This is a genomic window from Virgibacillus alimentarius, from assembly GCF_017874635.1.
GTDB classification, from domain to species: Bacteria; Bacillota; Bacilli; order Bacillales; family Amphibacillaceae; genus Virgibacillus_B; species Virgibacillus_B alimentarius.
The window spans coordinates 1-11831 of record NZ_JAGIKX010000050.1 but is presented as its reverse complement, the minus strand read 5'-3'; the positions used below and the strand labels follow the sequence as shown (position 1 = coordinate 11831).

Sequence of the window (11831 nt, the reverse complement as noted above, 5' to 3'; positions counted from 1 at the left end):
GTGACAAGCTTTATTTTAAACTCTTCACTATATTTAGCCATAAAAACACCCCCCGAAAGTTAGATTTAGCACTCTAACTTTCGGGGGTCAATACCATATTGAGTAGCTTTTTGTGTTTAAACGATACAAAACAATAAGGGTATAAAGCGGATAACCCTAATCATTGCGTTAGCTACTACCGACTTTTAGGGGATGAATGATATACCAAAAACTAACGCAATGAAAAGGACTTGGGAGCAGGAAGGTTTTGCTCTCTCTTATAAGATAACATATCCTTTTAAAATTGTGGGAAATGTTGAATATGTATTGTTATTAAAATCTCTTTTTATATTCGTAACCGTAGCTTTCGGGATTTAAATTGTCGATGATATCCTTTTCACAAAAATAACGGTATATTTTTATCGATTTTATAAACACTAATAATGTTTCTAAAATAGTACTTGGAACTAAATAATAAATAAAGGATGATTTATTATGAATGGTAATAAAGGGATGATGACTTCACTAATAACTGTTGGTATGGCTGGTGCAGCTATTTATGGTATTACAAGAAGTATGAAAAACGGAACGCTTCAGCGCTTGCCTCAAACCATATTTAATGGAATGAACAAGCTACAACCTCAGCAATTCACTAATTCATTGCAAAAACAGGTAGCTAATCAAAATTTGCAACAACAAACAGGAAATAACAATCAAAATAATCAGTTATAATTGTTTATATAAAGGATGGCTCTTCGTATGAAGAATCATCCTTTCTTTACTACTTAACACTATTAATATAACTTTATTATTTATAGATAAATTATCAGTTCACATACTTCCGTATTTATCAAACCAACGATCTTTCGACATGAATAAGTACATCGGCAAAGACCCTTCTTTATATGCAGATGAGTTTTTAGAAGGATATCATTCTTATCAATCACCATTCCAGCTGCTAAAATTACTTTTTTTCCTTTATATCTTGTTATACGAACACGTAAAATGGCCTGATCACCACAATATTTTTCAATATACGTTAAGCGTGTAAAACATAAATAAAGCGGATCTATAAATGTCCAAAGTAAAATCTATCTTGTTTGACTTTAACGCTCAATTTATCTCTTCTTGTAAAATAATGGAGGATACTTATTTTGTATAAAATGAAAATAAGTACTACTGGTGAAAATTGTTTTTAAATATGGAGAATAATTAAGAGTAACTGGATCATAATAAGTTTTGAATTAAAAATACTTTATACGAGGTGAATAATATGAGATTTAAAAAATTAACAATAGGTACATTAGCAGCTATCCTTTCCACTGGATTATTGTTCGGGTGTGGAACAGCTAATGATAATCAGGAACCAGATCCGACAGAAGAACCTTCGGAGCAACAAGATCAAAATAACTAGTTTGAATAGCAATTGTTTATTTACTTTTAAGTGAAATTGGGGTCACAAATAATCCCACCCCTTTTATATGGGGAATCTGTGGGATTATATGTGTAGAATTCCCTGTTTAGTACAGGCTTATGTTAATGTAACTAAATTAAATTCCCTACCCAATTTTATTTTACATCCTTCTTACACACCCAAGATATAATACCATCTAGCAGCACTCGATCTGAGTCAACTTGAATGATTTTGTAGGTACTACCTTTAACGTAGCTTGCGATTGGCTCTCCAGTAGCAAAATCAGTGGCTGTTTTCTTAACGGTTACTTTATCCCCTATTTTGAAGGACTGGGATCCTCCACCTGAGCTTTCAGAACCTTTAACTTTCAACACTTGTCCAGGATGTATGGTATCACCTTTAAGATTATTTAAGGATTTCAATTCTTTTACAGTCATTCCATGAGCTTTTGCTATCTCCCATAATGTATCACCTTTTTTCACGGTATATCTATAGCTACCACTCTCTTTCTCGAGATTAAATGCTTTAGCAATACCATTTACATGGCCACGTGCAACATCATTAATCCAAGATTGCGATTTCATTTTGCTTGCATCTGAACGATGATCAATAAATCCATTTTCAGTGAGTACAGCTGGCATTGACGATTCACGTAATACATGTAAGTTTGCTTTCTTTTTCCCCCGATCCTTCATATTGATCTTTTTCATCACTTCATGATGAATATCGGTTTGAATTTTACCTGTTGTTGAGGAACTAGAAATTGTTGAGTAAATATAATCCTCATAACCCGTTCCGCCACCTGCGTTAATGTGAATGCTAAGAAACAAATCAGCCCCCCACGCATTGGCTGCATTCGTCCTTTGGGTTAAATTTGGATACGAATCTCCTGTACGTGACATCTTAACTGACACACCTCTATACTCTCCTAAATATTGTTGCACTTTCTTTGCGATCTTCAATGTGATATCTTTTTCTTTAATTCCATTAGCTTGTGAACCTGGATCTCTCCCACCATGACCTGCATCTACAAAAATACGAGTCTCTTTATCTACTACTCTTTCATTGGAAGAATTCTGCGAAAAATTGTCTCCTTCCACAGGATTAGCTACTACAGGTGATGCAAAATATAACAATATCGTTGCTATAATTCCTAATCCCAAAACTTTTATGTACTTCATGCTAGACCTCCTGCAGTATAAACCTCAAATCAAACATTAATTACCAAATATTGTAACATTGTTTGATTTAATAAGAGATAACATTTTATTACATTTTTCCACATTTTTGTAAACTACGAAACTACTTTTTAACAATCTTGCAATAATTCTGTTAGTAGATAGTGAGATAAAATTCTCTTTTTTTTACGATTGATTATTGGAAGTAGATTACCTACTTCCTGCCATGATCTTTTAAATATTGTTAATTTCGTTGATCTTGCTTCGTAATATCCTGTATCAAAATTCGTGGTAATAAACACCATCACAACAGTTACTATTTTAAATATAGCGCTTCCTTCCCTCGATCCGTTGTAATTTCTACCATCTTTTAAAAAAATAAAATAAGTGGTGTACAAGAGACGTCTCTTTGCCTTCCTTATCAAATCCTCCCAAATCGACTAAATAAAAAGGCACCTATCAGAATGTGCCTTTTTCATGTCAATATTATATTTTTTCCGCATAAATTACTTTCGTTTTTTGCAAAGGGCTCTGTATAGCCCCTTTTTGACTTCTACTAGCTATAAATTTATATTGATAAGCTATCTTAACTATTTTTATATTATCACTCAAACCAAAAACAGTTTCTATACTATCTGAAAGTATCATTGCATTTTCGTCTTTAGACAAAAAATCAATCACCTCTTGAGCTGAATATACATTATTTTCGACCAAAGTCCCCTCTGTTTTTGCCAACATAATATACCCTCCCATCCTTTGTTACATAGATAGATTCGACAAAAAGTGAGGAAAATCCTTCCAAATAAAAAATAACGTCTACACAGCGTTTTCTTCTGTTTCTTCTTTTAACTTTTCCACCTCATCTTGTCAACTAGCTATGAGGCTGCGCCTAGGAGAACTTTTTTCTGAATTTTTCCGAACCCAAACATATATTTTAGAGCCAAAAAAACGAGGTGTGCCCTCTGGCAAACCCCGTCATATCAAGCAATATTTAATTAGGCTTATATCCGGCGTGTTGTGATCCGCTGTTTTGGAAAGTGCATAATTGCGAAATGCTGTTAAATCAGTAGTTTTGATCTTTCCTTTGCAAATGAAATTTCGTGTGATTGTGTAGTATTGTTATTCCCACGATATTATTGTGACATTTTAATTCACAAATTATCCAAACACAATTAGTTCTTAACTACGAACTTCTTAATCCACTCAAATATTAGTGCCTCGCACCTATACCGCCATCAACACGGTACTGACTTCCAGTTACAAAGCTACTATCATCGGAAGCGAGGAAGAGGACGAGCTTGGAAACCTCATCTGTTTCTCCGTAGCGTCCTAGTGGTATTTCATTTGTGAGTTCTTCTTTTGCTTTGGCGTCATCTGCAGGACTCATTCCTGCTTCTATCGAACGCATCATTCGTGTGTTCACAGATGTTGGATGGATTGAATTTATACGGACGTTATCATTGGCAACTTCTAAAGCAGCTGTTTTAGTAAGTCCTACAACTGCATGTTTTGATGCTGCATAAGGTCCAATGCCAGGATCTCCTGACAAACCAGCATCAGAAGAAGTGTTAATGACACTACCTGTTTTTTGTTTACTCATGACAGGAAGTACATGTTTTAGGCCTAGAAAAACACCATTAACATTTACTTTAAATACTTGATCAAAATCTTCTATTGTTTGTTCAACAAGCGGTGCAACAGCTCCTTCAATACCTGCATTATTAAAGAAGATATCAATGCGTCCAAATTGCTCAACAGTTTTATTAACGTAGTTTTTTACATCTTCTTCATTGGTAACGTCTGCTTTAACTGTGATGACTTCTCCATATTGTTCAAGCTCGGCTTTTACTTTATCAAGTGAATCTTCATTCATATCTACAAGAGCAACTTTCGCTCCTTCTTTCAAAAAAATCTCACTTGTTTTTTGGCCAATCCCTCCTGCTGCTCCTGTAATAATTGCTACTTTTCCTTCTAACCTTGACATTTTTATTTCTCCTTTATGACATGAATTTGTTGATGTATTTTTAAGTCGTTTTACACATACAATTTTCATTCTGATTCCATTGAATGAGATGAGCGGTTGTAATTATTCATTCTCTAGCATTTCATCAACCTTATCTTTGTTATTATCAATCCATGTTTGTGCAACTTCTTCGGGATCTTCACCATTTTCAATTTCAGCAATCATTTCCTCCATATCAACTATTGGTATACTCCAATTGCTTAAAAAGTCATAAGCATCAGGTGCGTCTTCTTTTAACTTCTCATTAGCAACAACGCTAACATCAGAAGCTATAAAATACTCTGTTGCTTGTTCATTTGTTAATAATTTTATATCAAGGTGATTAAACATACTATGTGGACGCCATCCAAACAGCACAACTGGTTCTTTATTATCTAATTTAGCTTTAGTCGCAGCTATCATTGCGGCCTCAGAGGAATTAACCATTTCCATATCTAAATCATATTTATCAATAACCTTTGGAACATCTTCCACCGCTGGATCACCTGCTTCTATTGCCAGTACTTCATTATTTACTATGTCTTCCTTCCCTTTTAGATCACCAACATCATGAACATCCTCCATATACTCTGGAACCGCCAATCCCCATTCTGCGTTTTCATAACTTGTAGATAAAATCTCTATGGAATCGGAAAATTCCTCCAAAAGTGGAGTATGTTGTGGTTCCCAATAATCCATAAATATGTCAACATCACCACTTCCCAAACCTGCAAAAACAACTCCAGCATCAGCTTCTTCTTCTTCTACTTCGTACCCGATATCTTCTAGAATAATTTTAGCTATTTCAGTCGGTGGAACCGTACTTGTCCATGGTGTTTTTCCAAAAGTTAAAGTTTTATTATTATTATTTGATCCCTCATTACTTTTGTCGTCATCTTCTGTAACATCATTTGATGCGCAACCGATCATCACTATTGATAATAAGATTGTTATTAACAAAACAGTGATTCTATTCACTTTACCTCTCCTTCTTTAGAGTAATTAGAAAATAGGCCTAGAAAATCTAAAATTAACGTGAATTAGATTCAAAATAATTATTTATCCCCCATTCCGTATTGTTTAATAGTAAATAGTTGAAAAGGCTTTCTTCTATGTTAATAGTGATTTTCTAATGCACTTATCTTAATTTCATCCCTCCTAACTTTATGAAAATTATTTTTATATGTAACTTACTTCAAGTTGGATATAATCATATCACAATAAAACAGACAATTGTCAATAGCCGACATTTTTTGCATATTATAACCTTGACAGAAAACCGTCCGGACGGTAGGATTATTTCATAGGATTTTATCTTGATAGTAACAGTAATCAAAGTTATTTAAGTCCCCAAGGAATAGTGAGTTTGATTTCAATAATTCTCCTATTTCTTGAAAAAAATGACACAAAGAAAGATGAAATGGAGAAGAAATGAAGGAGGAAATATGCTATGAAAAAATCAACACCACTTGTATTAGGTATAGATGCCGGTGGTACCATGACCGATACGATTCTCGTAGATGAGCAAGGGAATTTTGCTGTTGGTAAAGCTCCAACAACACCTGGTCACGAAGCAGAAGGTTTTATTGAATCTGCACGTGACGCCACTGACCTTTGGGATTTAGAAATGAAACAAACCTTTCAAGAATTGTCGGTCGTTCTATATTCAGGTACAGCTATGCTAAATACTTTGCTTTCTAGAACAGGTCAACAATTAGGTCTTCTTATAACAAAAGGGATGGAAGATGCTGTTTTGATGGGAAGAGGAATGCAGTCATGGGCAGGTTATTCCTATGAAGATCGCTTGCATGCAGTTACACACGCTCATCCGGAGCCACTCCTACCAATAGATCGAGTACGCGGTGTAACCGAAAGGATTGACCAATTTGGTAAGGTCGTTATTCCAGCTTATGAACACGAGGTTGTAAGCGGTGTACAAGATCTTTTAGATCAAGGGATTGAAGCATTATGTATTTGCACCATATATTCTCACGTTAATCCTGAACACGAATTAAAAATAGGTGAAACGGCAAAAAAAATATTGGAAAAACATAATATAGATATTCCAATTTATTATAGTCATCAAGTTCGTCCAGTTATTCGTGAACAGTCACGTTTAAATAGTTTACTCATTGAGGCGTATGCAACGGCTAAAGGGCGCGAACAGTTATTGAATGTTGACAAAGCTACTAAGCAAGAAGGTTTTAAACATGGTGTACAAACAGTACTATCCTATGGAGGACTTGCTAATATGAATTACCCACGTCTTCATGAGACGATGATTTCCGGTCCAGTTGGAGGTATTTTAGGAGCAAAACATGTTGGTGAATTAATTGGTACAGATTCAGTCATTGTTAGTGATATGGGAGGAACGAGTTTTGATATAGGGGCCATTACCCGTGGTAATATTCCAATCGATAATGAGCCTACTTTAGATCGCTTTAAACTGAACCTTCCGACAATAGCAATGGATACGATAGGTGCAGGTGCTGGTACGATTATTAAAGTAGATCCTTATACAAACAAGGTCAGTCTAGGACCTGAAAGTGCAGGATCAGATCCAGGTCCGGTAGCGCTAGATAGAGGCGGTACGGAGCCGACAATTGGTGATTGTGATGCGATAATGGGGCGCTTAAACCCAGATTACTTCTTAGGTGGTAAAGTTAAACTGAATATTGAAAAGGCGAAGAAAGTATTGCAAGAGAAAGTAGCCGATCCTTTAGGAATAGACGTATATGAAGCAGCTGAAGGAATGGTAAACTTACTAGAATTAGAAGCAAGATCTTCGATTGAATCGATTATTTCTACACGTGGTGTAGATCCGAGTGAATACCATTTAATGGCTTATGGGGGATCTGGTCCACTTCATATGGCAGAATATAGTCGTGGATTAGGATTTAAAGGGATTATGACATTCCAATTTGCTGCAGCATTTTCAGCTTTTGGATGTACAACTGCAGATTACCTACACCGTTATAGTCAGTCCGTACAAATTATGATTGATCCGAATGCTCCAGAAGAGAACCGAGATCAAATACGCAGTCAGATTAATGAAATTTGGAACGAACTGAACAATGAAGCACATGAAGAGTTTGGTGCTGAAGGACACGATGTGGATACAGTTGTATGCGAACCTTTCGCAATGATGCGATACACGGGACAATTAGAAGATGTCGAAGTTCCAGCGCCAATGTTAAAGCTGGAGTCAGACGAAGATTTAGATAAACTGACAGATGCTTTTGAAACATTGTATGAAACGATGAACCGTAGCGTTTCTCGTTATGGAGAAATCGGCTTTACAATTATGGAACTCGGATTAACGGCACGCGTAGAAAAAGTAAAGCCTAATCTAAAACGCAGACCTTTAGGTCCAGAACAACCGAAGCCGGAAGCTTCTAAAGGAACACGATCCATGTATTACAATCGTGAATGGCATGAAGCACAACTTTGGGAAATGGACTTTTTAGAACCTGGTAATGTGCTAGAAGGCCCTGCCATTGTAGAACATCCTGCTACGACATTAGTTATTCCAAAAGGGGACCATGTACGTATAGATGAATGGACGATTTTGCATTATGAACATGGTGAACAAGAATAATAAACCATATTAAACGTTTGAATTGAAAAAGGAGGATCTTTATGAATACTGTATCAGAAAAAGAAACGATGACAATTAAAGAGCAATTACTTGAGTCTGATCGTATATTCAAAGAAACCGGTTGTTATGCTGGTATAACAGAATTGAAGTATCGTGAAGAGGACCCGCTTCGTTATGAGAGCCTTCATACAAAACTTCGATCCATTGCCGTAGAAGCTCGTGAGATGGCTCGACGCATTTCCGCTTCACCTGGTGTTCGAGAAGTTGGGGAAATGGTTGTTGCATTGTATACACCTGAAGGAGATGCGATCAGTCTTTCTACTGGTATTATGGTTCACGTACATACGATGAGCCGTTTCATCAAATGGATGATTCAAAATGGATACGAGGAAGATCCTGGTATTCGCCCTGGTGATATCTTCGCTAATAATGACGCCTTTATCGGTACAGTGCACGTACCAGACGTAATAGACGTCACGCCTATTTATTATGAAGGTGAGTTAATCGGTTGGGCAGGCGCGGTTGCCCATGAACTAGAAGTTGGTGGTATTACTCCAGGAGGCGATGTTTACTTAGCCCAAGAACGCTTTACGGAAGGTTTAATCGTTTCTGCAGAAAAAGTTGGAGAAAAAGATAAACTACGACGAGATTATCTCAATCGATTAGAGCGTAACCTACGTATGCCGATTTATTGGATGCTTGATCAAAAAGCTAAAGTAGCATCTTGTATTGAAATGCGAGAGAAAGTAATAGAGCTCATTGATGAAGTCGGTTTAGACTACTACAAGCGAGCGACTCGAGAGTTTATTGAAGAGGGTCGTCGCTCACAACTTTCGCAAGTACAAGATCTAATGGTTCCCGGACGTTATCGAGGACATACATCTTATGGTCATATTACTGAAGGGAAGCCAGGCATCTTACCATTAGGCGATGAGAACTTGCTGTATTCCATTCCACTCGAATTAAATGTGAGTGGTGACGGACATATGCACTTAGATTTTGAGGGAACAGGTTCTTGGGGATATCACTCTATGAACTGTACACCAGCTGGAATGGATGGTGGCTTGTTTGTTGCTCTCACTCAGAGTATGAACTTTGAAGGTAAAGTGAATGATGGGGCATGGATGGCTACCGATATGAATTTACCATCAGGGACGTGGACAAATCCAGATAATCATCTTGCAGCTACAGCTACATCCTGGTCGCTTATGCTGCCAGCATTTGGTGTTTTCCAGCGGCTACTTAGCCGAGGATTCGTAAGCCGAGGATTCAAAGAAGAGGCGTTTGTAGGTCAAGTGAATAGCCCAATGGTTGAAATGGGCGGTCAAAGCCAGTATGGTGATCAGTTCGGAATGGCTTTGTTTGAATGTGCGGCGGCTGGAAGTGGTGCCCTCGGTATGAAAGATGGAATCGACACTGGATATGTTGGATGGAATCCTGAATCAGATATGGGGAATATGGAAGTCTGGGAACAAGGTGTACCAATGCTCTATTTAGGCCGAAGTATTACAGCTAATTCGGGAGGAGTAGGTCGTAATCGTGGTGGAAATTCCTTTACGTCGATGTGGCTCGTTCATAACACAGATCAATTAACGATCGCTACATCAGAGCATTCAAGCCGTGTATTTGATAATGCTGGTATATGTGGAGGTTATCCAGCACCGACAGCTCATCAGCATTTTGCTGTACGAAATACGAACATCGAACAATTAGTCGAGGAACAGAAACCACTTCCACATTCACTTGGTAACGATCCAAACGTTACTGATTTGGAAAAACTTGTTGATGGTGACTTAGAAGTCGTGGAGGGTCCATACATTGATAAGCCATTTAAATCAGGTGATCTATTTGCCCACGTTTACAATGGTGGAGGCGGATACGGTGACCCTATTGAGCGCGACCCATTAGCCATTGGTCGAGATGTGGAAAATGGTTACGTAACAGCAGAAATTGCAAGTAACGCTCATGCTGTCGTACTTAACTTTGATGAAGAAAAAAATACATGCCATGTTGATATGGAAGCGACTGCAAAACGTCGAGAGGAAGTTAAAAAATCTCGCTTAAATAAAGCGATTCCAGTGGAAGATTGGATTAATTCAGAGCGAGAGCGAGTGCTAGAAAAAGATTTTGTTACAGAAGTACGAAACATGTATGAAGATACGATGAGTATATCTGAGCAATTTGCCAAAGAGTTCAAAGAATTTTGGAAGCTTCCTGAAGACTTTACAATGTAAGGAGTAGATAACAATGACAAGTTATGATAAGGAGACCATTCGTGATTTAATAGACGGTAAGCTGCCTTGGCAGACAACAAAATCCATTATGAGTCAATATAAGGACAATGATCGTTTTTTCAAATATATCGATATTCTACAAGAACGAGTAAATTTTAAAGATCAAATTTTACTTCCGATTGGCGAACACTTATACATTGTCGCTAAAGAAGAACAACCAAAAGGGGAACGCATTGTTAAATGCGGCTGTGGCCACGAATTTGGTCATTACACAGAGAACTGGAAACTAAAATCTGTCGTTAATGTTAGGAATGATAAAGAACAAATCGCTGAAATTTATCCAGGTCGTCTTGCGTATGATCCTGAATGGATGGAGCTTCGTGAGTTTATTTGCCCAAATTGTGCCACGTTGTTGGAAGTAGAAGCAGCGGTACCAGGGTATCCAATTGTATTTGATTTTCTACCAGATTTAGAAACTTTTTATCGTGATTGGCTTGGGAGAGAGTTACCAGCTGAAACGAATAGTAAGTAATTTCAAAGTTACTATAAAAAATGGTGGGGGCGCATGATCTCGCCCCTTTTTTCAATGTTATGATATGCAATATCTAACGTCCAGGATCATTCGATAGCATAGAAGAATTGATCATATTCATTTAGTGTTAAATAATCTAATGTTGAGTGAATTCCTTCTCTATTATAAACTCCACATACAACTGTATTGCCGCGATTGCTTCTGATTTTGTATGAAATTACAAATCTATATAAATATTCTTTTTAAAAGTCGCAAAAAACGGCTCTGCACACATTGATAACGACTCCCATTTTATTATCAATCACATAACTAACATTTTCGTGACATAATTGAAAAGTCTGCTTATCAGCAACCCCCGTCATATCAAGCATTATTTAATTAGGCTTACATCATGCCCGGCGTGTTGTAAGCCGCTTTTTTGTGTTGTGTTAAATTGTGAAATGGCTTTGAATCAATGGTTTTGATAGTCTATAAACAAAGATAATTGCGTGTGATTTTGTATTATTGTTTATTCCTGTTACTTTTTTGTTACTTTTTTAAAATTATATTTTACATATATATTTTGCAAATGAACTTTTTCTTACCATGATTATTATCTTAACTATCAATCACTTTCACAGTTGTGCAAATTCTTGATATGAAAGGATTGGTCGTCGGTTCATTTTCCGTTACTATCTATTTTTGTAGTTACTTCCAACTTTTCACTGGATGTTCGTCACATTTACGTCACCACAACATTGTCATTGTCTGTACTATCAATAAAAAATCCAATATAATTAGCGCTTCGAGAACTGTTATGTGGAATGTCAACACTCAACTGAACAAATTTTTAAAGGTGTTTCAACTTGTATTCAGCTGGTGTTAAATAATCTAGCGATCCGTGAATTCGAATAT

At 36.8% G+C, this 11831-nt stretch carries 10 protein-coding genes; 5 read left to right on the top strand and 5 right to left on the bottom strand.

What is annotated here, in order from left to right; translation table 11 throughout:
* Positions 1–474: 474 nt before the first annotated feature.
* On the top strand, positions 475–711 hold the full coding sequence (locus J2Z81_RS15070; protein ID WP_226371703.1) for a hypothetical protein: 237 nt from the start codon (positions 475–477) through the stop codon (positions 709–711).
* An 80-nt stretch (positions 712–791) separates the two neighbouring features.
* Here the strand turns inward: J2Z81_RS15070 and J2Z81_RS16260 are convergent, their stop codons facing one another.
* Entirely contained in the window at positions 792–1052 is a 261-nt protein-coding gene (locus J2Z81_RS16260; protein WP_390337606.1) for a YkoP family protein, read from the bottom strand.
* 200 nt (positions 1053–1252) lie between these two features.
* Between J2Z81_RS16260 and J2Z81_RS15065 the strand changes: the two genes are divergently transcribed.
* The gene (locus J2Z81_RS15065; protein WP_226371702.1) at positions 1253–1393 is read left to right on the top strand and encodes a hypothetical protein; all 141 of its coding nucleotides are present in this window, start codon (positions 1253–1255) and stop codon (positions 1391–1393) included.
* A 155-nt stretch (positions 1394–1548) separates the two neighbouring features.
* On the opposite strand, the gene J2Z81_RS16115 is transcribed toward J2Z81_RS15065, so the two are convergent.
* The 4 genes from J2Z81_RS16115 to J2Z81_RS15045 all read right to left on the bottom strand — a co-directional run bounded on the left by J2Z81_RS16115 (position 1549) and on the right by J2Z81_RS15045 (position 5551).
* Positions 1549–2574: an N-acetylmuramoyl-L-alanine amidase family protein gene (locus tag J2Z81_RS16115; RefSeq protein ID WP_226371701.1), complete on the bottom strand. Its 1026-nt coding sequence runs from the start codon at positions 2572–2574 to the stop codon at positions 1549–1551.
* Positions 2575–3057: 483 nt separating this feature from the next.
* Entirely contained in the window at positions 3058–3309 is a 252-nt protein-coding gene (locus J2Z81_RS15055; RefSeq protein ID WP_226371700.1) for a hypothetical protein, read from the bottom strand.
* Between the two features lie 472 nt (positions 3310–3781).
* Entirely contained in the window at positions 3782–4555 is a 774-nt protein-coding gene (locus J2Z81_RS15050) for an SDR family NAD(P)-dependent oxidoreductase (RefSeq protein ID WP_226371699.1), read from the bottom strand.
* Between the two features lie 102 nt (positions 4556–4657).
* Positions 4658–5551: a glycine betaine ABC transporter substrate-binding protein gene (locus tag J2Z81_RS15045; RefSeq protein WP_319023849.1), complete on the bottom strand. Its 894-nt coding sequence runs from the start codon at positions 5549–5551 to the stop codon at positions 4658–4660.
* 472 nt (positions 5552–6023) lie between these two features.
* On the opposite strand from J2Z81_RS15045, the gene J2Z81_RS15040 reads away from it, so the two are divergent.
* The 3 genes from J2Z81_RS15040 to J2Z81_RS15030 are packed head-to-tail and all read left to right on the top strand — an operon-like array spanning position 6024 to position 10937.
* Complete coding sequence (locus J2Z81_RS15040; protein ID WP_226371698.1) at positions 6024–8171, top strand: hydantoinase/oxoprolinase family protein; 2148 nt, start codon at positions 6024–6026, stop codon at positions 8169–8171.
* Between the two features lie 41 nt (positions 8172–8212).
* The gene (locus tag J2Z81_RS15035) at positions 8213–10405 is read left to right on the top strand and encodes a hydantoinase B/oxoprolinase family protein (protein WP_226371697.1); all 2193 of its coding nucleotides are present in this window, start codon (positions 8213–8215) and stop codon (positions 10403–10405) included.
* Between the two features lie 13 nt (positions 10406–10418).
* Positions 10419–10937 (top strand): acetone carboxylase subunit gamma, encoded by a 519-nt coding sequence (locus tag J2Z81_RS15030; RefSeq protein ID WP_226371696.1) that lies wholly within the window; start codon positions 10419–10421, stop codon positions 10935–10937.
* The last annotated feature ends 894 nt before the right edge of the window (positions 10938–11831 follow it).